The sequence below is a fragment of the Mycobacterium pinniadriaticum genome, assembly GCF_026242045.1.
Taxonomy (GTDB): domain Bacteria; phylum Actinomycetota; class Actinomycetes; order Mycobacteriales; family Mycobacteriaceae; genus Mycobacterium; species Mycobacterium pinniadriaticum.
This window is the reverse complement of record NZ_JAPJDO010000009.1, coordinates 88,535-114,480: the sequence shown is the minus strand read 5'-3', so window position 1 is coordinate 114,480 and position 25,946 is coordinate 88,535. Positions and strand designations below refer to the sequence as shown.

The 25,946-nt window shown below is 64.5% G+C and carries 22 protein-coding genes and 1 tRNA gene; 7 read left to right on the top strand and 16 right to left on the bottom strand.

All coding sequences use genetic code 11. The features are described from left to right. Window positions 1-37 precede the first annotated feature (37 nt). Genes ORI27_RS12860 through ORI27_RS12845 form a run of 4 tightly spaced genes read right to left on the bottom strand, consistent with a single transcriptional unit; the run spans window position 38 to window position 5,607 of the window. Window positions 38-1,450 (bottom strand): hypothetical protein, encoded by a 1,413-nt coding sequence (locus ORI27_RS12860; RefSeq protein WP_265997242.1) that lies wholly within the window; start codon window positions 1,448-1,450, stop codon window positions 38-40. A gap of 13 nt (window positions 1,451-1,463) precedes the next feature. Further along, entirely contained in the window at window positions 1,464-2,915 is a 1,452-nt protein-coding gene (locus ORI27_RS12855; protein WP_265997243.1) for a CHAT domain-containing protein, read from the bottom strand. After that, window positions 2,912-4,309, bottom strand: coding sequence for a hypothetical protein (locus ORI27_RS12850; RefSeq protein ID WP_265997244.1), 1,398 nt, complete (start codon window positions 4,307-4,309; stop codon window positions 2,912-2,914). Before ORI27_RS12850 ends, ORI27_RS12855 begins: the two co-directional genes overlap by 4 nt. 2 nt (window positions 4,310-4,311) lie before the next feature. Further along, window positions 4,312-5,607 (bottom strand): hypothetical protein, encoded by a 1,296-nt coding sequence (locus tag ORI27_RS12845; RefSeq protein WP_265997245.1) that lies wholly within the window; start codon window positions 5,605-5,607, stop codon window positions 4,312-4,314. A 918-nt stretch (window positions 5,608-6,525) separates the two neighbouring features. On the opposite strand from ORI27_RS12845, the gene ORI27_RS12840 reads away from it, so the two are divergent. The 3 genes from ORI27_RS12840 (at window position 6,526) to ORI27_RS12830 (ending at window position 11,009) form a co-directional block, all read left to right on the top strand. Continuing rightward, entirely contained in the window at window positions 6,526-9,594 is a 3,069-nt protein-coding gene (locus ORI27_RS12840) for a GH25 family lysozyme (protein ID WP_265997246.1), read from the top strand. An 87-nt stretch (window positions 9,595-9,681) separates the two neighbouring features. Then, complete coding sequence (locus tag ORI27_RS12835) at window positions 9,682-10,074, top strand: hypothetical protein (RefSeq protein ID WP_265997247.1); 393 nt, start codon at window positions 9,682-9,684, stop codon at window positions 10,072-10,074. 2 nt (window positions 10,075-10,076) lie between these two features. Next, the gene (locus ORI27_RS12830; protein WP_265997248.1) at window positions 10,077-11,009 is read left to right on the top strand and encodes a cutinase family protein; all 933 of its coding nucleotides are present in this window, start codon (window positions 10,077-10,079) and stop codon (window positions 11,007-11,009) included. Between the two features lie 193 nt (window positions 11,010-11,202). Here the strand turns inward: ORI27_RS12830 and ORI27_RS12825 are convergent, their stop codons facing one another. The 8 genes from ORI27_RS12825 to ORI27_RS12790 all read right to left on the bottom strand — a co-directional run bounded on the left by ORI27_RS12825 (window position 11,203) and on the right by ORI27_RS12790 (window position 20,050). Further along, on the bottom strand, window positions 11,203-11,667 hold the full coding sequence (locus ORI27_RS12825; protein WP_265997249.1) for a hypothetical protein: 465 nt from the start codon (window positions 11,665-11,667) through the stop codon (window positions 11,203-11,205). A gap of 249 nt (window positions 11,668-11,916) precedes the next feature. Then, window positions 11,917-14,148, bottom strand: coding sequence for a CHAT domain-containing protein (locus tag ORI27_RS12820; protein WP_265997250.1), 2,232 nt, complete (start codon window positions 14,146-14,148; stop codon window positions 11,917-11,919). 273 nt (window positions 14,149-14,421) lie between these two features. After that, a complete protein-coding gene (locus tag ORI27_RS12815) occupies window positions 14,422-14,913 on the bottom strand; it encodes a DUF4352 domain-containing protein (RefSeq protein ID WP_265997251.1) in 492 nt (163 codons plus the stop codon). Between the two features lie 900 nt (window positions 14,914-15,813). After that, window positions 15,814-15,886 (bottom strand) — tRNA-Ala (locus ORI27_RS12810). Window positions 15,887-15,937: 51 nt separating this feature from the next. Continuing rightward, window positions 15,938-17,008 (bottom strand): divisome protein SepX/GlpR, encoded by a 1,071-nt coding sequence (gene sepX, locus ORI27_RS12805; RefSeq protein WP_265997252.1) that lies wholly within the window; start codon window positions 17,006-17,008, stop codon window positions 15,938-15,940. 146 nt (window positions 17,009-17,154) lie between these two features. Further along, window positions 17,155-17,808: a GNAT family N-acetyltransferase gene (locus ORI27_RS12800; RefSeq protein WP_265997254.1), complete on the bottom strand. Its 654-nt coding sequence runs from the start codon at window positions 17,806-17,808 to the stop codon at window positions 17,155-17,157. A 15-nt stretch (window positions 17,809-17,823) separates the two neighbouring features. Then, complete coding sequence (gene glp / locus ORI27_RS12795) at window positions 17,824-19,080, bottom strand: molybdotransferase-like divisome protein Glp (protein WP_265997255.1); 1,257 nt, start codon at window positions 19,078-19,080, stop codon at window positions 17,824-17,826. Window positions 19,081-19,129: 49 nt separating this feature from the next. Then, window positions 19,130-20,050 (bottom strand): UTP--glucose-1-phosphate uridylyltransferase, encoded by a 921-nt coding sequence (locus ORI27_RS12790; protein WP_265997256.1) that lies wholly within the window; start codon window positions 20,048-20,050, stop codon window positions 19,130-19,132. Between the two features lie 63 nt (window positions 20,051-20,113). Here ORI27_RS12790 and ORI27_RS12785 point away from each other — a divergent pair, with 63 nt between their 5' ends. Beyond that, entirely contained in the window at window positions 20,114-20,716 is a 603-nt protein-coding gene (locus ORI27_RS12785; RefSeq protein ID WP_265997257.1) for a 5-formyltetrahydrofolate cyclo-ligase, read from the top strand. A 171-nt stretch (window positions 20,717-20,887) separates the two neighbouring features. Next, entirely contained in the window at window positions 20,888-21,205 is a 318-nt protein-coding gene (locus ORI27_RS12780) for an FmdB family zinc ribbon protein (protein WP_265997258.1), read from the top strand. Between the two features lie 17 nt (window positions 21,206-21,222). Here the strand turns inward: ORI27_RS12780 and ORI27_RS12775 are convergent, their stop codons facing one another. Then, on the bottom strand, window positions 21,223-22,389 hold the full coding sequence (locus ORI27_RS12775) for an EAL domain-containing protein (protein WP_265997259.1): 1,167 nt from the start codon (window positions 22,387-22,389) through the stop codon (window positions 21,223-21,225). Window positions 22,390-22,563: 174 nt separating this feature from the next. Between ORI27_RS12775 and ORI27_RS12770 the strand changes: the two genes are divergently transcribed. Next, window positions 22,564-23,217, top strand: coding sequence for an SAF domain-containing protein (locus tag ORI27_RS12770; RefSeq protein WP_265997260.1), 654 nt, complete (start codon window positions 22,564-22,566; stop codon window positions 23,215-23,217). An 8-nt stretch (window positions 23,218-23,225) separates the two neighbouring features. Here ORI27_RS12770 and ORI27_RS12765 read toward each other — a convergent pair whose 3' ends face one another. Continuing rightward, complete coding sequence (locus tag ORI27_RS12765) at window positions 23,226-23,450, bottom strand: hypothetical protein (RefSeq protein WP_265997261.1); 225 nt, start codon at window positions 23,448-23,450, stop codon at window positions 23,226-23,228. Between the two features lie 111 nt (window positions 23,451-23,561). On the opposite strand from ORI27_RS12765, the gene mscL reads away from it, so the two are divergent. Continuing rightward, window positions 23,562-24,011, top strand: a complete 450-nt coding sequence (gene mscL, locus ORI27_RS12760) for a large-conductance mechanosensitive channel protein MscL (RefSeq protein ID WP_265997262.1) — start codon at window positions 23,562-23,564, stop codon at window positions 24,009-24,011. A gap of 74 nt (window positions 24,012-24,085) precedes the next feature. On the opposite strand, the gene ORI27_RS12755 is transcribed toward mscL, so the two are convergent. Beyond that, window positions 24,086-24,724, bottom strand: a complete 639-nt coding sequence (locus ORI27_RS12755) for an MspA family porin (protein ID WP_265997263.1) — start codon at window positions 24,722-24,724, stop codon at window positions 24,086-24,088. A 687-nt stretch (window positions 24,725-25,411) separates the two neighbouring features. Beyond that, window positions 25,412-25,939, bottom strand: coding sequence for a MogA/MoaB family molybdenum cofactor biosynthesis protein (locus tag ORI27_RS12750; protein ID WP_265997346.1), 528 nt, complete (start codon window positions 25,937-25,939; stop codon window positions 25,412-25,414). Window positions 25,940-25,946 lie beyond the last annotated feature (7 nt).

Below are 25,946 nucleotides of genomic sequence, written 5' to 3'. Positions count from 1 at the left end.
CGGAACCCGTTGACGTGTTGCATAGTGCACCAGTACCTCAGCGCTGGGGCAAGGGAATCGCAGCGGTTGGATCCCCCAGGATCACGGTGCTCGCCCGATCGTGGGCGGTGACCCGACTGTAGACCAGCATGTCCAGACTCGGTTTGGCCTCGGCACCGACCAGACCGTTATAGTCCTCGCGCGCGGCCGTGTAGCTCACCAGCAGCGACCCGATAGCAGGGTAGTACGCGCTCATGGCCAGCCCGACCGGCTTGCCCGAACACACTCCGTCATGGAGCGCCCTCGTCAGGTCGGCCGACAGCGCCTGCCGGTTCGGCGGGAAGCTCAACGTCCAGCTGAACGTCGGTTCGACGTGCCCGACGAATGCCCGGAGCGGCTTGTCGCAGCCGAGTAGAGCGCGTGGAAGGGGGGCGATCGATGCGCCGGCCTGCGCGATACCGGTCAGCGTCTGATCCAGCAACGAGCCAGACTCGAAGAGACCCGTGTAGGCGGTGGGACAATCAGAGCCAGCAGAACAGCATGCTTGTGCGAACCAGATAGCTCCGTCCGGTCGCCATCCATCGAGAAGCGTTGCTGCAGCGATTATCTGGTGGCTCGCATCGACTGGAAGGCCCAAGTTCGCATGCATCGTCGCAAGGTCAGACAGCGGGCCCGTCATCCCATGGCTGGAAGTGACTACCAGCGACGGTTGATTGGCGGCAAGCGCATCGTGCAGGCGACCGCCGGTCGCCGCGGTGGCCCTGCCATCGACGAATGTCGCTCCGGTCATCTCTGGGTCGCCGTGCAGTCTCTCATATACCGGCTCGGCCACCACGTCACGCATCAGCGCGGTGATGTCGCCGCCCCCGTGATCAACCGCCCAGACGACCGGACGCGCATAGCTGGCCTGTGAGTCGTTCCAGTCGCTGAGCAACGCTTCGACGTAATTGTCGAGGGCTTCGCCGGTCAGATCGAGCCGACCGACGAAGCGAACCGGGTTCAGAGCGTATTGGATGCGCCACGGCACCTCGAGCGGTGTTGCATAGATGAGGAGGTACTGCGGCAGTTGCCGCGCCGCCGTCCCCATCGGGGAGGCCGCATTCAACAGATCGCCACCGCCGCCATAGTCACGCAAAGTCCAGTCCCCGAACTGTGTTCCGGCCCGGTAGCGCAACACCTTTCCGTTGCGGTGGGCGAGCAGGCGTTGGATCGGATCCGGGGCATCACCTGCACCGGCCAGTTGTTCCGCTGTGCGGTCGTCGCGGTCCGGCAGGATGAGGCCCCAACCGACCCGGTCATCTCGCCACTGCGCAAGATCCAACTCCGGGGGCCGCATGACGGGCTTCCCGTACCGCGGTTGCACAAGGGCCCATCCGCGATACTCGCGGGCGAAGTGGCCCACGACGGGTGCATCGCCGGTGTAGGCGTCGATGGCGATGGTTTCGGAGGTGTCGACACTCGGGTTGGGCATGGTGCACCCTCCGCTAGCCGGCGCTCAAACGGGCGTTGAGTTCGGCGATCCGCCGGCTCGCCTCAGCCTTGAGCCCGTCGGCTTGTTCCGGCGGCAAGGTGACGAGAAGTTCCTCCAGCGCTTCGATTTCCAGGCGAGCGGCACGAGCAGAGGTCCCATTGAGGACGGCCTCCGTCGGTGGTTGCTCGTCTGGTATTCCCAGGGTGGGAATACCGCGAATCGTCGGGGTCTCCGTCGCGACCTGGGAGACGACTTGGACGCTGAACTCCTCGGGTCTGACGTAGACCACTGGCAAAGTCCATTCCTTGGTGCCTGCGGCCGCCTGGCTGGGCAGCACACCCGGCGTTCGGATCAGTGCCTCTCGGACACCGACCAACAACGAAGGCCAGTCCAGCGGTTCCGGCGACCCGTCCACAGCCGCAATGCGCGCAACCAGATCCGCCAGCAGCTTCGAGTACAGATTTCGGGTCAGCAGGTTCGCGGTGTCACTGACAACGGCTTCGCGCATGCCAACCACTGCAGGCGCGATACCCTCCAGCGCCAACGACAGGGCCAGCGACTGCGAATCGGCACCGGCGTCCACACCTGCTCCCTCACAGCAGTTGAGTACCAACAGCCACGGTAGGTCGTCGGTAGGCTGGGTGAAGCCGCGAAAGTCTCGTGCCTCGGCGAGCAGCCCGCTGCTCGCCGGACCGAGCTTTTCCCAATCCTCTTTCAACGCAAGCGCGATATGAGGAGTGCCTTGCTGGGAGCCGTGGCAGAAGAAGTGCAGCAGATGGGGTCGAAACTCGCCGATCAGCGCCTGCAGCGCCCCTAGGTCGGTCGCGATGAGCGACACCCGGGCAACCTCTGGAGCCGACCCGGAGTCAATCTCCGCCTGAAGATCGACGACCAACTCTTCTTCACTGGCCACTATGAGCAACTCCACGTGCTGCGGGCCGGCCGCACGCACCGCGGCGCGCAGGGCCTTGAGCTCTCCGGCCGCCGAAATGCCCAGGCACGACAGCACCGCTGCGATACGTACGGGTGGGGAAAGCCGATAGAACGGGGCACCGGGAGTCTGGGGTTCCACCGTCCTGGCCAGCGACCACCGTTCATCAAGGCCGAAGAAGTCGCCCGTCGGCGAGCACAACGCTTCCCACGGAAGCGCTTCGGCACAGGCGGGCGCGGTGATCTCGACGAGCAGCGGACAGCGGCTTCCGGCACGCGTCTGCAGGGCCGTCTGAAGGTACTCGCCGATGACGGGGTGTTTACGCAGCGCATCAAAGAGGTGCTCGCCAGCGCGCTTGACCGAGTCGACGTCGAGCTGTGCGGCGCTTAACGCCTGAAATGCGGGATCATCGACGGCGCAGGTGAAAGCGATTGTCGGACTACCGAAGACATGTGGTTCCTCCAAGGACAGCGACACGAATGGGCTGCCATCGGGGGCGATCGTCGTGCCTAGCTGAATGACGATGCGATTCACGGTTCACCACCGTCGGCCAGTCGCTGTGGAAAGGTTTGGCCGACGTGGCGCTCGATGAGGTCGGCGACATTCTGCAACGCGGTGACTGCTGCCGGGTCCGCAGCGACATCGGCCGAGTTTGGCAGCCACCGCATCTGCTGTGATTCCATGACACGGGAAGCCGAGGCAATCCAGGTGGGCGTATCACTTTGTGCCAAAGCTGCTTTCGTCAGTTCGCTGACGAAAGCTGAGCTGCCGTCGGTGTTGAGCCCGAGGTCGTAGCGGTAGTCGTCGGGATACTGCACAAACTGGGGGTGCGCCCAGCATGTCACGGCCGGCACGGGATGGTTCAGTGCGCTTCCGGGCCGAAAAACCGTCTCGAGCAACGTCCCGAAGTCAGCACTCGCAGGGTCAACATCCAGGCAATGCTCGATCGTCACGCATGGACGCATCAATGTGACCGCGTCGGCCAGTTCACGCAAACCCACGTCGGCGGAACCACCCAGCGGCCCGCTCAGTCCCAGTCCCCAAGCGCCCACCTGGGACAAGAATGTATTGAGCTCACCCGGGCCGATCGACCGAGAGCCCTGTTTGGTCTGGCCGACCACCGGTGAGGTCGCCACAGCAAGTGCTCCCCGGTCCCCGGCCAGATACCCCGGGCCCACGAAATGCACCCAGTCGAACGGCCTGGTGCCGAGATTGTCACGCATCCACAGCAGCCACGGGCTCGAAATTTGCACGGCGGAGCCAGTATTGGACACATTCGACCGGGGGTCGTAGCCGACGGCGCCAGCCGGATCATGAAGCACAACCGAGTCCCCGTAGGCGTCGAGCCTCTTTTGGACTGCGCCGAACCAGGAGGGGTCGGTGAAGATGTGCACGGTGACGGCACGGGAAGCGGCGTGCTGCAGATATTGGGCCACCAGGTGGTCGAGGATGTCGGGCAGCTTCTTGAGTGTCGAGGACTCCTGCGACGTGGTCGCACAAATCGCCACTTCGAGCGCGTCACCGGGAGCCTGCGGGCGCACGAGGTGGTTGGGCAGCCGAATCAAGGGCCGGCCAAGCGGGGCCAGAATGCGTTCCCACGGCATGATGTAGAGCGATCCACGCGGACTGGGGAACTCCAACCACAGGGCGTCTTGCGGCGGCAACGGCGACCGTCCCAGTGTTCCAGCCGCCCGCTGCAGTGCCTCGACGACTTCCGCCGGTATCGACAGATTGTGATCGTCTACCGGGTTCAGGCCGGTCATTGCGGCCGGCAAGCCTAGGTCGCCAAGGCTGCACCGGGCAACCTCATCGGGTGTCTGTGTACCGAGCAGCACCCGAAACACCGCCTCGGAGAAGTTCGTCCGCTGCGGGTCGAGCAAGATCTGCAGGGTCGGCAGCTCGAATTCCGAGCGGATCTGCATTGCCATCGTCAGGCTCGTATCTGGCTGAGCAACGCCCACGCGGTCTCGGGTGTCTCGACAGCCCCGTGGCTGGCGATGTAGCGCGTTCCATTGACGGCGATGACCCGCAAATCGGTGGACAGCGGGTATGGATCTCCAACGGCTGGCATGTCGATCCAATCCGTGTCGACGCCGGCGGGGCCGTAGCCGCCCATCGCCGCGAACTTCGAAGGCGGCTGCCCGGCGATGACGGCCTCTGCGAGGTCGGAGTTTCGGCGAACCGCAAGATGGAAGAACTTGGTCAGCGGCACATCGTTGGCCGAGTAGGTGGTGATGATGGGTTGACGCACCCGCTCCAACGCCGAATGGTAGCCACCGGCATGCCCGTCGACGTTGTCGGTGAAGGCAAAACAGGACAGCGCCGGTTCCAGCAACAGCGCCGAGTCGACGACACGGCTCGCAGCCGGCCCATTGCACAGTGCCGATAGCACGACTTTGCAGCCGTAAGAGTGCCCAACGAGGGAAATTCTGGCCTCCGAGGTGTCAGCCAGCCGATGCAGCATTCGGGAAACCCCGTTGCCCCCTACCCGGCCGGCCCGGTCCTTCATCAGCAGCACGGTGGTAGCTCGGATTCCGTCACGGATGAGCTGGATCGGATTCCAGCCTGCCGCGGCCGGCGCACCTCCCGCCGATGCGCCTCCGTCATCGATGAAACCACCATCGAGCCCCGTTGAGGACGGCGCTTGCGCGGTTGCCACTGTGTTCCACACCGCGAGAACGTCCTCCGCGGTGACGGGAGCCTCGTCGGAGTCGACCTCGTTGATACATTGCGACACAACGGGTGCCAACATTCTCGCCAGTTGGTTGACGTCGTCGGCGCTGGGGTTGGCCACCAGGGCGAGGAAGGCGTCCTTCTGGTCGGGCGGCAAGGCGTCGGCCAGCACAGCGACATCCGCATCGGGCAGCAACGCGGCAGCAATATCCGGGCCTTGCTCCCAGGGGGCCACCAGCGCCGCGCTCGGCCAGAACACCCCGACCAAGACGGGCGCGAAAGCACGCGTCGGGGGGCGCCACCGTTGGTGTCGGATGGCGATGAACCGATCAATGAATCGGTCGTAACGACTCGTCGCGGCGTTCCAGTCGTTGTTCCAGCCGTGCGAGAACAAGATCACATCAGTCTTGCTCGCGCTCGTGCCGATGAGGTGCTCGAGCGCGTCCGGCGAAGTGCAATTGCCGTTCTTGTCGAATTCGATGACGTAGAACGGCACATCGCCGAGTTCGCTAGGTAGCGTCTTCCACGGAATGTTCGCTGCCGCGCCAGTCACCGCCGGTCTCCAATGCGCTGACCGGCGAGGCGCCCGGCGAGTCCGGTGTCGATCAGATGACCGAAACTGTACGGCGCTGGGGCCATAGCCACCTCCGTTGATCGATCGGCCGCATGAGCCCAGACCTTTCGGTGCCCTTCAGGGACGAACGATAGCCCTGCGGTTGCCCGTCTGTTGGGCGAACGGCTCACCGCGTTGTCCCCAGCTGCAGAGGGCTGCGGCGGCCCGGGTGCCCGGCGTTCTCTCCGCATGTGCGGCACACAGATCCCGCCGATGAGCGCCGGGCTGACGAACTACTTTCTTTGCTCCCGACGAACGGCCGGGACACCGAGCGTTCCGTCGGTCGCGACGAACGCCGCACACCAACCAACGGCCGCAGCACGGGAAGTTCGCTACTCGGATGCCAGCAACGAAGCTTCTCGTAGCGTACGACCACGGGGCAACCCGACGGCGATCGAGGTCGCCGAAGCCCACAGGCCTCGCTTGGCCATGACGGCAGATCGCGGCAAAGGTGGGTTCTCTTTGCGGCTCACAGCCGAGTTCATCCGACCGGCATCGCTGTCTGCGACCTCGGCCTGGCAGCCAGCCCGGCGCTCGTAGTCGGTCATCAAGGAGACATGCGCAATCCGAGACTGCGATCCTGAGGATCGAGGCCGAAGCATTGGGGCATTAGGTCCCTTCACCCTGCAGTAACGGATCTGCCATTGTGGTGACGCCGCAAATTGGGGACTGCCGGACAACAAGGCAGGACGATGAATCACAACCGATGCCGACCGTCGCGGTGGGCGCACACCCCACGCATCATCTGGCGCCACTCAACGGCGCCGGACAACCTAAGCCAGGACTGCCGCCACAGTGGCGAAATCGCGCGAACTCCCCGCACGAGACGCCCGGTGGCCGAATCGAGGTGGCAAGAATATGACCGCTGTTCGGCGTGATCCAGGTGTACTGACCGACGTCCTCGGCGACAGAATGGCGAAATTCCTTGAGCGCTATCCCAAAGCCGGCGAGATCTCCATAGCCAGCGGCAAGGACGGCGCTCACGGAGCCCTGTCGCACCACTATGGCCTCCACTACCTGGGCTCGCCCACCGCAGCGCTCGACGTCACTGCTGCCGACAAGGAAAAGAGGCGCGACTTCGCGAAATGGCTGTACGACAACTACTCCGACCACACAGTGGAGCTGATTCATTCAAGCCGAACGGCTGACGGCGGCGGTTTCTACGTCAAGAATCAGAAGCGGTACCCCGGCGGCGGTATCTACGGCGGGCCCGAGGCGATCGACCATTACGACCACGTCCATTGGGCAACCTCCGCGGACCTGCTCCAAGACCTCGAACGGCCGGCTGGTGAACAGCCGGCGATTGCGGCCGCTGATATCCCGCAAGATGTTGCGCCGGTTAGCCCCGCGCCGGGGGAACCTGCCGACCTGGTCGGCATAGCCAACACCGCTCCGGTGTGGGGCTGGGACGCATCGAATCTCGATTGGGAGCGCGGCCCCATGGACTTGGTCGCCGCCCAGGGTGACGGCATCTCGTTTTTCACCCACAAGGCAACCGAAGGAGGCGACTGGAAGGACAGCCACTACAAGGATGCGCTCGATCGTGCCCGGGCCGCAGCCATCCCCGTACTGGGCACCTACCACTATCTGAAGCCCGGTGACATCGAGGCCCAGGTGAAGTTCTGGATGGACTATGTCGACGAACAGACACCCTGGTGGAAAACCGTGCCGTGGATCTGGCAGATCGATGCCGAGAAGGAAAACGTTCCGCGCCCACCTACCCCCGAAGAGATCGGGCAAGCAGTGCAGGCGGTGCGACGCAGAATGGCGACACAGGGCACGACAGGCTATGTGATCGTCTACGCTCCGCGATCGGTGTACCAGAACAGCCTGGACGCCGGTTATGACGTCTGGGGCAGTGATTATCGCGGATCCGGTGCCGCCCGGGCGTTTAAGGAGCAGTACCAAGGCGTGACGGACTGCGCCGCCGGCTGGAGCCTCATGTCAGGCCGGAAGCCGCGGATCCTGCAGTTCGCCTCCAACGGAAAGGTGGGACGACAGGAGTCCTGCTGTGTCGACAAGTTCGACGGAGACCTGCATACGCTGATTGAACTGTGCGGTCGCGACCCGGGCTTCATCGGCGCGCCCGCTGCCCGAGTCGCCGTCACCGAGAAGGTGCTGTCCTATGACCACGCGATCGTGCCGCAGGACACGTATTACGACTGTGGTCCTGCGGCAACGCAAGTCGTACTCAACTCGTTGGGCATCAACGTCGCCGAGCACGTCCTCTGCAACGAGATCGGCACCACCAGAAGCGGCACCAACTGTGTTCAGATGATCGAGGCTGCCCTCGACAGGCGGCTGCCCAACGCCCGCTACACATCGGTCGAGATGCCCAACGATCCCCCGACCGCAGCCCAGCGTGAAGCGCTGTGGGCCAACATCGTCGGCTCGATCGACGCCGGGTACGGCGTGATCATGAACTGGGATGCGCCAGTGAGCAACTATCCCCGCGGTGTGAAAGGGTCGGTGAATCCCAGTTATCACGGCGGTGAAGTGTTCCACTATGTCGCTTGCATGGGTTACGACTCCAACCCCGCCCTGCGCGCGGTGTGGATCGCCGATAGCGGCTTTCGCCCGTTCGGATACTGGATAAGCATCGAGCAGGCCGCGTCCTTGATCCCGCGCAAGGCCTATGCCTACGCCGCCGCGACCTCGGTCAGCCCGATAACGATCACGCCCAAGCCTTCACAGGTCCCAGTGGCGCAGGGTGGCGCCGAGACACTCTCGCAGGCGATGGGCGCCAGCCTCCCCCTCGACCGGTACCGAGCGTTGTTGCCCGCCGTAACGAGCGCACTACAGGCGTGTGGCTGCGTCACCGCGGATCCCGCTACCACCATCAACCGCATCGCGATGTGGATGGCACAGGTGGGCCACGAGTCGGTCGGCCTGAAGTACATGACCGAACTCGGCGACGACGACTACTTCAGGAAGTACAACAACCGACCCGATCTGGGTAACGGACCCACCGACGGGCCGCGCTTCCGCGGCCGCGGGCCCATCCAGGTGACCGGTCGGCTTAACTACACCGAGCTGTCACGCTGGGCACACACCCGCGGGCTGGCGCCCTCCCCAACGTTCTTCGTCGACGATCCTGACCAACTCGCTAGTGACGTCTACGGATTCATCGGGGTCATCTGGTACTGGACGGTGGCCCGCAACATGAACAGCTTCGCAGACAACGCCGATATCGAAGGCGGATCGGTCGCGGTCAATGGCCGCAACTCAGTGACGGGCCGTGCCAACGGAATCGAGGATCGCATCGCACGCTGGAGCCGATGCCGAGACATCGGGACGGCTCTGCTGACCCTCACAGGACCGCCCGAGACGGGACAGATCAGCATTCCCAACGCACCGGAAATCAAGGACCCAGCTGCCGGTGTCGACGCCAACGGCTGGCCGCTGCCGTGGCGCTTCGCCTACTCGCGCCACCCGCGTGACTTCAACCAAATCGTCAACGACCCCGAGCGCGGTCCCTGGAACCGCAGACAACCCGACGGCACCCAACATGATGGCCACACCGACGCCTTTGAGCAGATTGTCCCGATCAACGAGCAGATCGCCTGGACGCACGTGTTCTCCGATGGCATCAAACGTGACTCCGGAGACGTGCTGCTGGAGTTGATGGAGTTCGCCATCGCGTGGCGCAAAGCCAACAACCTGCCGACAAGCGCATTCCCGCCTGCCAATCCACCCGGCCCCGTCGATACTGGGCTGGCACCGACACCTGTTGACGCCGGCCTCAATTCCCCGCCGGGCGGGTTCATCGCCGCAGTGACCGACAACGGTGAACCGGCGACGACGCGTCCCTCCAAACGATCGGCGAACTCGGTCAAGAGCCAACCAACCAAGGCCGCGAAGAAACGGACTGCCAAACCCGCAAAGAAGGAAACCTCAGCACCGCCGAAGGCAAACGGCACCCGATAACCGGGCCTCATATTCGTCATTTCATTTGTCAGAACCGAAATGCTCTGTCCCACAAGCCATCAGGATTCCAAATGAACGAGGTGAATGATGCCAGCTGACCAAGACGTCTATAACGGGATCAACGGGGTGCAGTCCGACGGAACTCCGCGCCCGTGGGCGTGGGTCAGGGGCCGTGCGCGCACCGTGCTCGGTGATCTCATGGGCGCCAACCGCAAACCGTTCTCCCGCGTGCTGCCCAACGGCAGCCCAGTAGCCGCGACGACCAGCCAACTCGATCATGACGTTCTCACCGCCGAGCAGGTCGGCTGGCGCTACATCGACTCCACCGGCACGGTCTGGGATCTCAAAGACTTCGTGATCGTGCTTATCGAGAAGATGGTCGCTGAGACCGATGCGGACAAGCTGGCCAAGTACCGCCAAGCGGCCTCGACCTTGCGGCCATGGCCCCAGGACTTCCCTGCCAAGCCAGACTTCGAGTAGTCGTGAGCACTCCACTGTGGCCAGAGATCCGCGCCGCCAAGAACGGGGTGTTCTGGGAACCGGTGGGTACCTTGTTCACCGTCAACGGCACCATGGTCGCCGACCCGTTCGGACCCGGCTACCCCGGCGATGTCGCCCGCGCGCTGATCGAGAAGGCGGATGGGCTGTGGATCTGGCAGCCGATCGGCTACCCAGCCGCGGTTTTCCCGATGGGTCCCTCCGTGCGGGCCGGGCGCCACCAGCTGATCAGCGACATCAACCAGCGTTCGGGCAGAATCGCTCTGAGCGGGTACAGCCAGGGTGCAATGGTGGTCGACATCGTTTGGCGCGATGACATTCTCAGCCCGAGCGGGTCCCTACATCACCGCAAAGACGACGTTGTGGCGATCGTCAACTTCGGTGACCCGATGCGTTGCCCGGGAATCGCCAATGGCAACAAGTACGCCGGGGCGGCGCCACCGACCAAGGCCGGCTGGCCTTTTCTCCCGGACACCGGGTGGCCCACACCCGAGCAGGTCAATCTTCAACATCACACGACAGGCGGTATCGCGGGACCAGGTAACCTCACGCCCGCGCAGACCCCAGACTTCTTACTCTCCTTCGCCAACGACGGGGATCTGTTTGCCTGTTCCCCGACCGGCGACGACCCCTGGCATCACGAAACCGAAGTGGCCAAAGACGAACGTCTGATCTTCGACATCGTCCAAAATGCGACGCCTGAAACCATATTGGCGATCGCCGAGCGGGTGGCCAAGATAGTTCAGAGACCCCTGACGGAAATCGTCGACATGGCGCAGGCCATTGCCAACGGGCTGGTATTCGCCAGTGCCGGAAACCAGGCTCCGCACTGGAAGTACACGATCGGCTGGGCCGTCGACTATCTGATCGAGCGGGGACATCAGCTTCGGGAACGCTCCACGGACATTTCCGCATAGTTTCGTCACTGTCGGCGGCCTCGCAGGATGCGATCAAGACGCAGCAACACAGCATCGCCGAGGCGAATCGACTCCCGATAGAGGGCCGGCAGTCAGAGACTACCCGAAGGTAATTCGCAGAGTTCCGGTCCGGCCCGCCCGAGGCATAGGCGGTGCCCCTGGCGTCCGGTCGGCATCGTCCGCCGCTTTATGTTTATGGCTGCTGTCTGGTGAGATCACCGAACAGGCTGCGTGCGAGGTCCGCGTACCGTTGTCGCACATCCTCGACCGGTGATGAAACATCAACTCCCCTAGTCAAACCGACGCCACCGGCTATCTCCGGCATCGCGGTGCCCGCGGTTGGGGCATCATGCTGCAAAATCGTCGCCAATGCGCGTCCGTTGTCGGCATCAGTCTTCGAATCAGCTGCGCGGCGTTCTGCGTCATCAACCCGACCTTGTTGGACGGCGGTACCGAACAAGGCACCCGCCGCCGCGAACGCGATGCTCTGGACGGAACTGAAGATCCACGTCATATGCGACCACAGCCTTTCGTCATCGGTCCCTGCGCGCGTCAGCAACACCGCGGCGAACACCGCCCACAAGAGCACCGAGGCGACGGCCACCGCCGTGCCCGCACGCGACAACTTCTTCTTGCTGGCCATCGTCTTGTCGGTCATGGTCCCTCCGAGCGCACACACTAGGAGACCAGGGGCGAAAGGTGACAAGTATTGAACCGATCAGCGCCCGACGCTGCGGCACACCATGCCCATGGCTGCTGTTGTTGCGGTGCACGTCCGGAAGATTGGCGTGCCTGTTCACTCGTCAATGAGTGTGTCGACTCACGGGCACGCCCCACACGGCTAGAAGAAAAACTGGGGCGATTGCCCGGCCAGGGCCCCAATACATATTTCCGACAGCTAGGCGACTTATCGATGCTGAATCACGGACACCGAGCCGGCATTGCCGTTAGCCACTGCCACATAGACCTTGTGTGTGACCGGGTCGACTGCCACGCCCTCGGGTTTGCCGTCGACGGCCACATCGTCGATCGGCTGGTGAGTGCGCCCGTCGATTACCGACACCGAACGGCCATCCTCGTTGGTCACGTAGACGGTGCGGGTGACAGGATCGACCGCTATGCCGTTGGGGTGAAGGCCGACATCTACGGGGGCGATCAGCGTGTGCGAGCGGCCGTCGATCACCCACACCGTCTTGCCTGCGTTGTTGGCGACGTAGATCGTCGGGGTATTGGGGTCGGGATCAACAGCCACCCCGTCGGGACTCCCGCCGGTCTCCAGGTCAGGGATCATCCGCGTGTACGTGTGTCCGTCGATCACCGACACTGTGCCGCTGCCGTAGTTAGTGACGTACGCCGTTCCGGTACTCCAATCCACCGCTACCCCGTTCGGCTTCACACCGACAGCGATGGGCGGCACGACCGGGTCGAACGTCGTTCGTGCCCCTTTCATCACCGCCACCCTTTCCCCCCCGACAAGGGTGACGTAGACGATGCTCTTAGGGCCCACGGCAATCCCCGAAGGGCTGTCGGTGGTTGTTGTGAGCGGGTAGCGCTGCGCCTTCGTCGACGACCTCTCGATCACGGATACCGTGCCGCTGCCGAAGTTAGCGACGTACACCGCACGAGTGGCCGGATCCACCGCAACCCCTGCCGGCTTCGCGCCGACGGCAATCGGCGGTCCGATGGGCAGAAGCTTATCCGTCGACCCGTCAAGCACAGACACCGTGCCGTTGTCGTTGTTGTGGGTGACGTAAATGGTTGCCCCGTCTAATGCGACCCCCCGGGGATTGCTGGCCACGGGCACGGTGGCGATTACCCGGTAGCGTGATCGATGTTGAAAATGTTCGACGTAGACATAGCTCGCTACGGCAACGGCGACAAGTACACCGGTGATGGCCAGTATCGACACAAGCAGCACCCGGCCTGACATCCGCTCGCGCAGACTCTGGATGCGTTGGCCTACTGCGAGTGGGCCAGGATGCTCTCGCGATGTTTCGGTTTGCGGCGGAGCAGCCGTACGCATCGGTTCGGGCGAGCGTCCGGCGACATGGAACAACACGGTGGTGTCACCGCGGACGTAGAGTACCGGCGTGACCCATTCGAGGGTTCCGGGTGCACCAAGGATCGAGACTCGGCCGCTGCGGGTGGCGTCGTCCACGCTATGGCCATGTGCTATCGCGGTATAGAAACCTGTTGCGAACGCGATCGCCGCGGCGTCGCTAACGGTGAATTGCATGGCGGCCACGGCACTGATGCCGCTGCGCACTAGAGCCGCGGCGGTGCCCGAGAACAGATCCTGGGTCCCTTGCTCACCTGACGAACAAGAGTTGAGCACTACCAACCGTGGAGTCGGGTGCGCTTCGTTAAGCAAGTCGGCCAGTTGGTCGGCGCCCACCAGGTTTGCCCGGCCATCCGAGCCGACCAGAGCTATCAGCCCTTGATCGTTGGCGACGTCGTAGTCGCCGTGCCCGATGAAGTGCAGCACGTGCCACTGTTCGGACAGCAACTTCTCCTGCACAGCCTCCCAGCTCGCCTGTGTCAGCCATACCAGTTCGATCAGGCCCGCAGAAATCGGCCCGGCCAGAGCCTGCGACAAGTGGGCCTGCTCCGCGACGACATCAAGCGTCGGCAAACCGCGCGGCGAGGCCACCAGCCCTAGCACTCGCAGCGGCAGCACCACCTCCAGCGGTTCAGGGGTATACGGCGCAGGGACGTGCCGTACCAACGGTTCTTTCCGGCAGATGTAAGTCCCGGTTTCGGGGTCAAAGAGCGCCTCCCAAGGCAGGGCGGCCAACCGCGGGGCGGTCAGCCGCAGCACCACCCGCAGACGTTCACCCTGCTGCTGCGCCGCCCCGAGGCTGGCCCGATAGGCGCCATAGACCGGACCGCTGAACAATGCTTCGAAAAGTTGCCGACCCACCTGCTGCAACTGGCGTTCCCCAGCAGAGGCGATCCTGCGTCCAGCCACCGCAGACGCCAGCACCGTGGATTCCAGCGCGTCGCGACCACGGAGAATCCCGTCCACATCGAGGCGCGTGTTCGCCGATTGCTCACCTCCCGAGACCGCACGTACCACCCGGATCGTGAACTCGTCAGGGGAGGGTCCAGCTCCGATCTCCAGTTCGATGTCGCTGGACATCCGCCCCTCCCTCGCCGCCCGAGTACCTGTCCACCAGTGCCAGTACCCGCCGATTCCATAGCCACCCCCGCGTCGGCAGATCGGCCAGACCGGAAGCTGAACCTCGCCGCAACAATAATTCGATGCATCCGCGGGTCGCTGACTTTTGACGAGAAACCGTTCCCCGCGTAATCGCAGTCCGGCAGGCATCGCATCGGAATTCGCCTATCCAGCAGCATTTTCCACGACGTCTACACCAAGAAATCAACGTGAGTGCAGCGCGAATCCGACAGGCTAGCGGGAATAGACCCTGACTGATTTCCCATCGGAGATCGGTGACTCGTGCAGCTCAATCTCGGTTGGTGTCGCGCCATCCGGTACGTCGAAAACCACCTTGACATTCACCCGATCTCCAGGGCTGATCGTGGTCTGGATTCCCTTGTTGAGCAAGAGGTCAGCCTGAGGATCTGCTGGAAATTCGTGGCCAGCATCGTCCTTCAACTTTTGGTACTCGTCGGAGTACGACTGCGGACGATCTCCCGTGTTCTCTACCACCATCTCCACCACCACATAAACGCCGTGTGCGATCTTCAACGGGTTGGCAGGGCTTGGCAGAGCCTCGGTTGTGCCTGCTCTGTTGACGACAAACGCAAATGCGCCGTCATTCACCTTGTCGCCGATGCCCGCCGGAATCAAACCCGGGATGGATTTCGTAGTCGGGGGCGGCGTCGGGGGCGGCGTCAACGACGTGACGGGCAAAGCCTCGGTCGGTTCCGTCGAAGACATTGGGACGCTAGCCATGGACGTAACGTCTGCGTCCTTGTCCCGAGCGATGGCAGAACACGAAGTACCAACGAATACGAGGCACACGACTGCCGCGGCAATCCTTGACACCGTCCTACACGTCCTGCGTACCGGATCCACTGCCGACTCACAGTGCGGCTGATTTTTTGCGCCGCTACCCACATCTCGAAATAAGCAGCGTGAAGTCGAGGGCAAAGGCACAGTCATCAGTCCCCCATTCACCGTAATTACCCAGTCTGATTGCACCGCGCAAATTCGTCAACGGCTTCGCCGTCTTCTCGGTGGCAGGCCCGGGCAGCTAGTGCGGAACACAATTTCAGTCGCACGGCCATGGCACACCAAACCCGATGGAGCGCTCGTGAAACCCTGCAATAGTCCAACGCGGCGTCGCCGACAATCGCGGAATTCATCAGGTTGAACGGCGTGACGGGGAGCCCGAAATCACGAAATCACGCGTGCCTATTTCCACAAGGACCACGTCGAGATCTTCAATGGACGTGACCTCACACTGGCTCCGAGCATGCCGATCACATGTGAACGCACCGACCGATTGCCTACCCCCAGCAGATAGCCCCGAGCAACGGCAGGGGCTATCTGTAACCCATGACGCAAGGTGAGCAATCGAGCTCGGACCCGAGTCGTCACTCTATGGAGCTGAGGGGACTCGAACCCCAGGTCATACCTGCGGAAACCCCGCTTTACGTGGCGTTTCTGTGCCTTGACATCGTTACGCGGATACTCCGATGCCTTGGCGTGTTTAGCCGAAATAACGGTGCCCGTGACAGGCGGCCAGATTCTCGCTGCTTACTCTCCAAGTGGCCAGCACGAGGGTCCGGTGTTTGGACCGCTTCAGTTCCTCGGCGTGCAACTGCTCAAACTCTGTGGAGCTAAGGGGAATCGAACCCCTGACCTTCTCGATGCGAACGAGACGCGCTACCAACTGCGCTATAGCCCCTTGGTCGGTAGCAGGCTACCAGTCGCAGCCCGCCTTGCCGAAACCGGCGACCTACTGGCCTGCGGCCCGCGGCAGGTCGAAGTGCCGCGCGAACGGAACCTCGTCGAGGTGCTCGAAGATCGGGTCCTCGTCGTCGATGTCCAGCACGGCGGCACCGGGGCGGCGCAGCCGGGAGGGAACCACGTCGAAGTCGCGATCCTCGGTGTTCTCCACGCCGAGGCGCGAACGCGCCATCCGCTGCTGGCGACGGCGACGCACCTGCTCCTCGATCCGGGTCTGCCGGCGCAGGTAGCCCAGGTAGAGCACCGTCACCGCGCCGACCGTACCGGTGGCCCACCACAGGCCGGAACTGACGGTGAAGGACAGCACCGCCGTGATGACCATGGCCGCGGCCATCGCCATCAGCATCCGCTTACGGAAGCGGTACTTGCGCGCGCTGACCGCGGCGGCTGTCGCGGACTCTGCCCGCCGCGGCCGACTGGACCGCGGGGCCATGACCGTCGCCGGTTCCTCCTCGGCCTCCAGACCCGAAGTGTCCTCGACGTATTCGTACTCGTCGGCGGTGCCGTCCTGCGGCGTGTCATCGGCGATCGCCTCGAACGTGTCGGTGGCCTCACCTTCGGCGATGGCCTCGGCATCGTCTTCCTCGACGTCTTCCTCGACGTCTTCCTCGACCGCCGGCTCCGTAGCCGCCGATTCTGCGGCCTCGTCGAACAGACTCGGTTGCGCGTCAGCGGCGCGCGTCGCGCCGCCGCCGACGGGAAGAGCGCCGGAATCCTCGTCGACCACGTCGACATCGAGGTAGTCGGGCTCGACCTCTTCCACCGTGGCGGCCACGACGACCACCGAGCGGGTGCGGGTCGGCGCGACCTGGTCGTCGGAGTCGATCACGTCGAACTGGTCTTCCTCCGGCTGCCAGTCGGGGTCGTGCCGGTGGCCGGCCGACGGCCCGCTTCGCTTGAACCTGCGTGATTTCGCGCCGCCGTTGAGTACCCGGGTGGCAAGCGCGACGTCGCTGGTGCGACGCACATTCTCGCGCTTGCTGATGAGCATCGGGACGAGCACGAACAACCACAGCACCACGAGCGAGATCCAGAGCAATGACTGGGGGATGCTTGGCATGGTGGCCTGCTCCTTTCCCGTTCAGGCTAGGTCCGTGACCTACGCAACCTGCAACGGCGCGCCGCAGTCAATTACACACGTGTAATTAGCCATTGACAAGCACCAACAGCCCCAAATGCCACATTAGTAACAAGTCGACCGCGCAATCACGTCCACTTCGCCAGCCCGCGATGCACCAACCGGCTCGCGATCGACCCGTCGATTTCCTCCACGGTCATCGCGACCAGCAGGTGGTCTCGCCAACCTCCGTCAACGTCGAGATAGCGCTCGAGAAGGCCTTCCTCTCGAAAGCCGACCTTGGCCAGCACCGCGCGACTGGCGGCGTTCTCCGGGCGCACCGTCGCCTCGACCCGATGCAGCGTGACCGGCCCGAAACAGTGGTCGAGTCCCAGCGCCAGGGCGCCGGTCGCCACGCCCGCCCCGGTGACAGCGCTGGATACCCAGTAGCCGATCCAGGCCGAGCGCAGGGCTCCATGCGTCACATTGCCGATCGTGAGCTGGCCACAGAACTGCCCGTCGAGTTCGATGACATACGGCAGCATCCGCCCCTTGCGCGCTTCCGCGCGAAGACCCGAACACACCGCCGGCCACGACGAAACTGCATGTCGCACAGTCCAGTCCACCTCGGACGTCGGTTCCCACGGTTCGAGCTGGCGACGGTCGGCCAGCCGGATGCGGCTCCACGCCGCGGCATCGCGCATCCGCACCGGCCGCAAACGGATGACACCGGCATGCACCCGCAGCGGACCCACCGAAGCGGGCCAACCCGGATGCAGAGAACTGTTACGCCACAGATTCACAAGCGGTTCCGCGGTTCAGCCACGCTGAGCCAGGAAGGCGACGTCGACGAGCTCGCCCGTCCGTACCTGGTCGACCTCGGTGGGCACCACCACCAAGCAATTGGCTTCGGCGAGTGTCGCCAGCAGGTGCGACGAGGCGCCAGGCGCACCGCCGAGCGCCTGCACCAGGTATTCGCCGGTGTCCTGGTCGCGCATCAGCTGCCCGCGCAAGTACCCCTTGCGGCCGGGAACCGACGAGATCGGCGACAGCGCCCGGGCCTGGACGACACGCCGCATCGGCTGGCGTTTGCCCAGCGACAGCCGGATCAGCGGACGCACCATGACCTCGAACACCACCAGCGCACTGACCGGGTTCGCCGGCAGCAGGAATGTCGGCACCCCTTCGCGGCCCAGCTGCCCGAAGCCCTGCACCGACCCCGGATGCATCGCGATCCGGGTGACTTCCATCTCGCCCAGTTTGGACAGCACCGTGCGCACGCTCTCGGCGGCGGCCCCACCGACGGCGCCGGCGATCACCACCAGCTCGGCCCGGTTGAGCTGGCCCTCGACCACCTCGCGCAGCTCCTTGGGATCGGTGCTGACGATGCCCACGCGGTTCACCTCGGCGCCCGCATCGCGCGCGGCCGCGGCGATCGCGTACGAATTCACGTCGTACACCTGGCCGTTGCCGGGCGTACGGGAGATGTCGACCAGTTCACCGCCGACGCTCATCACGGTCACCCGGGGTCGCGGGTGCACCAGCACCCGCTCTCGCCCAACCGCGGCCAGCAAGCCGACCTGCGCGGCGCCGATGATCGCTCCGGCCCGCACCGCCACATCGCCGGGCTGTACGTCGTCGCCCGCCCGCCGCACATAGGCACCTGACCGAACCCCGCGCAGCACCCGCACCCGAGCCTGACCACCGTCTGTCCACCGCAACGGCAGCACGGCGTCGGCCAGCGTCGGCATCGGCGCGCCGGTCTGCACCCGCGCCGCCTGTTTGGGTTGCAGCCGGCTCGGGGTACGCGCACCGGCCTCGATGACACCCATCACCGGCAAGCTGATGTCGCCGTCACCCTGTTCGTCCTCGGGATCGGCGCCGATGCCCTGAACATCCACACTGCGCACGGCATAGCCGTCGATCGCCGCCTGGTCGAAACCCGGCAGGGGGTGTTCGGTGATGACTTCCTCGGCACACATCAGTCCCTGTGCCTCGGCGATCGGCACTCGAACCGGACGTGGCGCCACCGCGGCAGTCGCCACCCTGGCCTGCTGTTCCTCTACCGAACGCACCGCGCGCCTTTCTGCCTCGATCCCCGGTCGCGCGGGCCGGCCGCAGCTCCTACTGTTCGGACTTGTCGGCCAGGCCTAGGCGCGCCACCAACCATCGCCGCAAATCCGGGCCATAGTCGTCACGATCCAACGCAAAGTCAACCGCAGCCTTCAGGTAGCCGCCGGGATTTCCCAAGTCGTGTCGAGAGCCGCGGTGCACGACGACATGCACCGGATGGCCTTCCTTGATCAGCAACTCGATGGCGTCGGTCAGCTGGATCTCGCCGCCAACCCCGCGATCGACCCGGCGCAACGCGTCGAAGATAGCCCGATCCAGCAGATAACGACCGGCCGCCGCATAGTGCGAGGGCGCGTCCTCCGGCTTGGGCTTTTCCACCATGCCGTTGACCTTGAGCACATTCGGGTTGGCCGCGTCAGGCACTGTTTCGACATCGAAGACGCCGTAGGCGCTCACCTCGTCCTCGGATACCTCGATCGCGCACAGCACCGTGCCGCCCCGCTTGGCACGCACCTTCGCCATCGTCTCGAGCACACCCGAGGGCAGCACCAGATCGTCCGGCAACAGCACCGCCACCGCGTCCTCGTCCGGGGACAGCACCGATTCCACGCACCCGACCGCATGCCCCAGGCCCAGCGGTTCACGCTGCACCACCGACTCGACCTTGATCAGGGCGGGGGCGCGGCGCACCTTCTCCAGCATCGCGCTCTTGCCGCGCGCCTCCAGCGTGCCCTCGAGCACCAGGTCCTCCACGAAATGCGCGACGACGCTGTCTTTGCCTTCGGAGGTCACGATCACCAACCGCTCGGCGCCGGCCTCGGCGGCCTCCTCAGCGACCAGTTCGATGCCCGGCGTATCCACGACGGGCAACAGTTCCTTGGGCACGGTCTTGGTCGCGGGCAGAAAGCGCGTCCCCAACCCGGCCGCGGGGACGATCGCAGTCCGCGGAATCGGGACCTCTGGCGGCCTCATCGTTCACACCCTATCGGCATCATGTTCCCCCTTCACTCTGGCGCATTCGACACGCGCGCTGACATGGTGGATGGCGTGCTCGCCGGTACGAAAGCCCAATACAGAGAAGCAATGCTGTCCGCACGACGCGCCGTTCCCGACGCGACTCGGGCCAACGAAGCGGTCGCGCTGAACGACCATCTCACCGGCATCGTCGGACGGAACGACACCGTCTGCGCCTACCTGCCGGTGGGCGCCGAGCCCGGTTCGCCGCAGATGGTGGACCGATTGCGCGAGCTGTGTGCGCGGGTGCTCTTGCCGGTGACCCGTTCGAGCGCCGACGGTGAACCACTCGCCCTGCTGTGGGGCGTCTACGTGCCCGGCGCGTTGGTCGCGGCGCGATTTGGCCTGCTCGAGCCCGCCGAGCCGTGGTTGCCCAGCTCCGCGGTGGCCGAGGCCGACATGGTGTTGGTCCCGGCGCTGGCGGTCGACCGCGCAGGAGTGCGGCTGGGGCGCGGCGGCGGGTTTTACGACCGATCGTTGGTGCTGTGCAAACCCGGCGCCATGCTCGTCGCGGTGGTCCGGGACAGCGAGGTTGTCGACGAATTGCCCAGCGAGCCGCACGACGTACGGATGACCCATGTGCTGACCCCCCACCACGGACTGTTCGCGCTGGCCGACAGGTAATGCCGCCATCGGCCTACCTTGCACCCGAGCGTCCCCCGTCGAATCGGTTTTGTCGCATTTTGTTGGCCGGCTCCCCGCGCGCGGCTTGCGGGAATGATACGCGCCACATGGCGGTTCTAGCACTTGACACGATAGAGTGCTAAAGACCCACGTTTCATCCCGGAGGTTCATGTGCCGACCTACAGCTACGCGTGCACCGAGTGCGACAACCGCTTCGACGCGGTGCAGGCGTTCACTGACGACGCGCTGACCACCTGCCCCGAGTGCTCCGGTCGGCTACGCAAACTGTTCAACTCCGTCGGCGTGGTGTTCAAGGGCAGTGGTTTCTACCGCACCGACAGCCGGGATTCGGCCAAGAGCACCAGCAAGTCGGAATCGTCTTCGTCGTCCAGCCCGGAGAAGTCGTCGACTTCCAGCGAGTCATCCGCCAGTGCATCGAGTTCGAGTACCTCGAGCACGTCGACGCCGGCTGCGGCAGCCTCCAGCTAGCGAAGGCGCCGTTTCCGTCAGGACGCCACCTCGGTCGAATTCGGGTTCGAGGTGTCGCCGAATTCGACCGAATAGCCGAGCAATTCGCTGCTCTCGTCCTTGACGGGGCGGATCAGTATGCGCGCCCTCGACCCGGTGGCCGTGGCCTCTTCGAGCGCCGGGAAGGGCTCGTCGAGCAGGTCGGTCGCGCACAGCTCGGCGAATGTCTCCGGCGTGACCCCGATCAGATCCCAGATGTGGCGGCCGGCCGCTTTCCCTCGATCGATGTCCACCGTTCGGTCAAAGGCGGTACTCGATGCGACGACGGTGCCGGTCGGATCCATGAACGCGATGGCGGCATCCGACTCGCACGCTTCGGAGAGCCGATGAGCACGTAGCTCCAGGGACATCGGGACCAACGATTCGGCGTCGTCGGTGGACGACATCAGGTCGGCCAGGACTGCCGGAACTTGGTCCGCAGGCGCCGGCCGGCCGAACAGATAACCCTGCGCCAACTTGCAGCCCATACCCCTGAGCAGGTCGGCCTGCTCGGCGGTCTCCACCCCTTCCGCGACAACCGCCAGTCCCAGACTGTGGCCCAGTCCGACCACCGCGTCGACGATCTTGCGACTCTGACGGTGTTCGTGGATCGCCATCACGAAGCTGGCGTCGATTTTGATCTTGGAGAACGGCAATGTGCTCAGCCAGCTCAGGCTCGAGTAGCCGGTACCGAAGTCGTCCATCGCAATCACGCAGCCGAGGTTTATCAGCCGCTCGAGCGTGCGTCGCGGCTGGGTCAGATCGTTGATGAAGCCCGACTCGGTGACCTCAATGTGTATGCGGCTCAACGGAAATGACGTGTCGATTGCCGCCTTGGCGACTCTTGTCGCCAGCTCGGAGTTACGCAGTTGGGTCGGCGAGACGTTGAAACCGAGGAACAGATTGTGCGGCCATTCCGCCGCGGCCAGAAATGACGTGCGCATCAATTGATCAAGCAGACGGTCGAGGAGACCGAAGCGATCGGCGATGGGGATGAATCGGTCCGGGGCGATGTAACCCTGAACCGGATCATGCCATCGGGCAAGCACTTCGAAGCCGAGAACGTGTCCGTCCTCCAAGGACACGATCGGCTGGAAGAACGGCGCCACCCCACCGCCGGACAGCGCGGACAAAAGGTTGCGCGCGAGGAGCTGGTCAGCGTTCACAGCCGCGCCCCCTTCTCCCCACCCCAGGCGCCGTAACAGCGGTTACGTCAACGTACAGGCAAAGTCGTCCCGGGACCCCGAAACAGCCAACCAGTGCCCTAAGCAGCCCCGCTTATCCACAGGGTAGCGCGCCGGGCGAAGCCCGGCCCAGGCTGCTCGGGCTACGTTGACCGGATGGGCGAGTCGCTCAATCCCACGCTGCCGGCCCGAATTCGGCAAATGCTTCGGCCCGACTTCACCCGAACGACGACGGCGCGACGCGTCGCCGCGGGCGGTCTGGTCGTCCTCGCCGGCGTTGCCGCGCTGCGGCCCGATCCCGGCGAGCGCCGAACCGACGTGGTGGTGGCCGCCCACGACCTCAGCCCCGGCCAGGCATTGGCCGCCACCGATCTCAGACTTGAGAAGCGCTCCGCGCCATCGGTGCCCGACGGCGCTTCCGCGACTATCGACACCCTCGTGGGCAGCACGCTGGCCGGGCCGGCCCGCCGGGGCGAGGTTCTCACCGACGTCCGAGTGCTCGGCCCACGACTGGCCGGTCTCGCAGCCGGACCCGACGCTCGGGTGGTGCCGCTGACCCTTGCGGACGCGGCGGTTCTCGACTTGATCAGACCCGGCGATGTCGTCGACGTCATGGGCGTGGCTGGCGCGGGTACCGACGCCGAGCCGACGGTGGTGGCCTCCGATGCGATCGTCGTGCTGGTTTCGCCCAAACAGAAAGCCGTGGGAACCGGCGATGACCGGGTGGTGCTGGTGGCACTACCGGCGGCCGCGGCACACTCCCTGGCGGCGGCCGCCCTGGTCAAGACCGTGACGTTGACGATCCACTGAGCTTGCGGCTAGCCGGCGGGCGGGGCGGGCACCGCTGTGGTCGTGGGCGGAGCTTGTCGCGCAATGGCATCCATCACCATATCGGCGATGTCGTCGGAGGACGACGCGCTTGTCGGCCCGGGCGCCGGAGCCGGACTTGGTGCGGCAGGCGCGACACCGCCGGACACCGTCAGCGCACCGAACAGAACTGCGCCGGTGGCCGCGATCATGACCGGCCGGGGCGGCATCGACATGCTGGTTTCCTTCCAAAGAGGCCTGCGGCCAAGCTAACAGCTCGGCGCTCCGCCCGCCTGGCGCGTAATACCCTTCGAGGACCGTTACCTCCCACCGAAAGGGGCAATGCCGTGTTGAAAGGTTTCAAGGAATTTCTGTCCCGCGGGAACATCATCGATCTGTCTGTCGCGGTGGTGATCGGTACCGCGTTCACCGGGCTGGTGACCAAGTTCACCGACAGCATCATCCAGCCGCTGATCGACCGGATCGGGGCGGGCAAGGACACCGAATACGGCATCCTGCGGATCGGCATCGGTGGCGGACAGGCCATCGACTTGAACATTCTGCTGTCGGCGTTGATCAACTTCGTCCTGGTGGCAGCGGTCGTGTACTTCTTCGTCGTCGCCCCCTACAACCGGCTGCGCAAGAAGGGCGAGATCGAACAGGCCGGCGATACCGAGTTGAGCCTGCTCACCGACATCCGCGACCTCCTAGCCGATGCAAACGGCACGCCCAAGAAGGTCACCGGCCCGGGTTCTGGCCCGAGTCCCGACACCGCAAAGACCAAGAACGCGGACTAGAACTGCGTGTCGCGCATACAAAATGGCCCCCGGCTTGAGCCGGGGGCCATTCTGTTGACTGCTCTAGGGAGAGGTCAGTTCATGTTCCAGGGTTCGCCGTAGGTGGTGACGCTGTCACCGGCCTTGGAGATCAGCCGGGCGAACGGGCGCAGCAGCACACCGCCGGCCGCACCGGTGACGGTGCCGTGGGCGTTGGCCACGGCCACCGAGCCGTTGGGGCCTTCGACGTCCACCGAGAAGGTGGCGACTTCCTGGATGCCGGGGCCGTTGCCCAGGTCAGCGCTGATCGACACACCCGGGAACAGGTTCGGGGTGATCACCGAGCCCAGCGGGTTGAAGCCCGTCGGGGAGATGTCGGCGTCGTCGAGCAGGATGTTGGGCGTGGTGTAGCTGAAGTTGATGCCCACACCCAGCGACCACGGGAAGCCCACCTGGTAGCCCAGCTCCAAGGTGCCCGCGAAGTCATCAGCACCCGGGCCGACCACGCTGTAGACGGCCTTGCCGGAGTGGAACCACTCGCGAGTCAGCCGGTTGCGGTCCAGGGGGAACACACCGTTGAGGTAGGTGTCCCACTGCTGAATCGTCATCGTGCGGCCACCGCCGTCAACCAGACTCAGTTCGTTGTCCAAACCTGCGTGCGAGGTACCTGTCCCGACGAAGAGCGCCGCGACGGCAGCGATCATCGCCACCAGTACCCGACCGATTACCTTCATGTTCTCCCTAGCTATGTCGACGGCGGACCCGTGGGCTCACCGAGTTTTGTAGTTCGTGCTCGGGGTCCAAAACATGCTGACACCGCACACGGCGCTCGGCAGTTCAATGAGAATCCTCACAACCTGCTCTTACGCTTTGCTCATCGTTGACACGAGGAACATAACGGGATGGCATCTGGGCGGCAACGCGTAGGGTCGCGGTGCGCCGAGGTGGTGTTTGCGTGGGGAAGTTTGCTGGGAGCGGTGCCACAGCCATCCGGACGCCGGGGCGGCCTCGGCCACGGCGACACCAGGAACCACGAGTTCGACCCGCCCCCTTCGGAAGCCTCCCCGGCCATCTGGCACGCGTAGACCTGCCCGATCAGGACCTGCTGATCCTCAATGGTGGTGTGGCGGAACGTTATCCCTGAACCACTGCTCGCGGTCCGCGATGTCACGACGGTCGTCCGAATCACGTTCGTCGGACGACTCCTGAGGCAAGTCGGTACCGAAGATCTTGTTAACTGCGCTTCGGCTCTGGCGCGAGGATCCCATCACATCACCCCATATTTGTGACAAAGATCACAATCTTGATGTTTGTGCAGTTCACGAGGTGTTAACACAACATGCCTACCCCTCGTTGTGGGTCCCTTAATTGACGGTACGCCACCACCAGGCGCGACCGCCGATGCTCCGCGTGGAGCTTGCTTAGATCTCCAGGCTGGACAGCTGGCCGATGACATGGGCCGCCAGCGGGTTCAGCGTCGCCATGCCGTCGCGAACCGCGTAACGCGACCCCGCGATGTTGACGACCAGCGTGCTGCCGGAGATCCCGGCCAGACCGCGGGACAAACCTGCGTCGGTGATTCCCGCCGACAGGCCGGAAGCGCGCAGCGCCTCGGACATGCCGAGGAGTTCGCGATCGAGGATGGTCTTGGTGGCCTCCGGCGTCACATCACGCGGAGTGACGCCCGTGCCGCCCACCGAAACCACCAGATCAACACCACCGATGACGGCGGTGTTGAGCGCGTTGCGAATCTCGACCTCGTCGGCAGACACCACCACGACGCCGTCCACCACGAAACCCGCCTCCGCGAGCAGCTCGGTGACCAACGGCCCGCTGTGGTCCTCCTCATCGCCGTGGGCCGTGCGGTCGTCGACGACGACGACGAGGGCACGCCCCACCAGCTCCCCTGGCTGTTCCATGGATGTCACCGTATATCCGCCCGACGACATCCCGGCA

What these genes read in the sequence shown, in the direction of transcription:
- ORI27_RS12860 (WP_265997242.1), bottom strand. Translation starts at nt 1,450, where the DNA reads ATGCCCAACCCGAGTGTCGACACCTCCGAAACCATCGCCATCGACGCC.
- ORI27_RS12850 (WP_265997244.1), bottom strand. Translation starts at nt 4,309, where the DNA reads ATGGCAATGCAGATCCGCTCGGAATTCGAGCTGCCGACCCTGCAGATC.
- ORI27_RS12840 (WP_265997246.1), top strand. Translation starts at nt 6,526, where the DNA reads ATGACCGCTGTTCGGCGTGATCCAGGTGTACTGACCGACGTCCTCGGC.
- ORI27_RS12835 (WP_265997247.1), top strand. Translation starts at nt 9,682, where the DNA reads ATGCCAGCTGACCAAGACGTCTATAACGGGATCAACGGGGTGCAGTCC.
- ORI27_RS12825 (WP_265997249.1), bottom strand. Translation starts at nt 11,667, where the DNA reads ATGACCGACAAGACGATGGCCAGCAAGAAGAAGTTGTCGCGTGCGGGC.
- ORI27_RS12820 (WP_265997250.1), bottom strand. Translation starts at nt 14,148, where the DNA reads ATGTCCAGCGACATCGAACTGGAGATCGGAGCTGGACCCTCCCCTGAC.
- ORI27_RS12815 (WP_265997251.1), bottom strand. Translation starts at nt 14,913, where the DNA reads ATGTCTTCGACGGAACCGACCGAGGCTTTGCCCGTCACGTCGTTGACG.
- sepX (WP_265997252.1), bottom strand. Translation starts at nt 17,008, where the DNA reads ATGCCAAGCATCCCCCAGTCATTGCTCTGGATCTCGCTCGTGGTGCTG.
- ORI27_RS12790 (WP_265997256.1), bottom strand. Translation starts at nt 20,050, where the DNA reads ATGAGGCCGCCAGAGGTCCCGATTCCGCGGACTGCGATCGTCCCCGCG.
- ORI27_RS12785 (WP_265997257.1), top strand. Translation starts at nt 20,114, where the DNA reads ATGGTGGATGGCGTGCTCGCCGGTACGAAAGCCCAATACAGAGAAGCA.
- ORI27_RS12770 (WP_265997260.1), top strand. Translation starts at nt 22,564, where the DNA reads ATGGGCGAGTCGCTCAATCCCACGCTGCCGGCCCGAATTCGGCAAATG.
- ORI27_RS12765 (WP_265997261.1), bottom strand. Translation starts at nt 23,450, where the DNA reads ATGTCGATGCCGCCCCGGCCGGTCATGATCGCGGCCACCGGCGCAGTT.
- ORI27_RS12755 (WP_265997263.1), bottom strand. Translation starts at nt 24,724, where the DNA reads ATGAAGGTAATCGGTCGGGTACTGGTGGCGATGATCGCTGCCGTCGCG.
- ORI27_RS12750 (WP_265997346.1), bottom strand. Translation starts at nt 25,939, where the DNA reads ATGTCGTCGGGCGGATATACGGTGACATCCATGGAACAGCCAGGGGAG.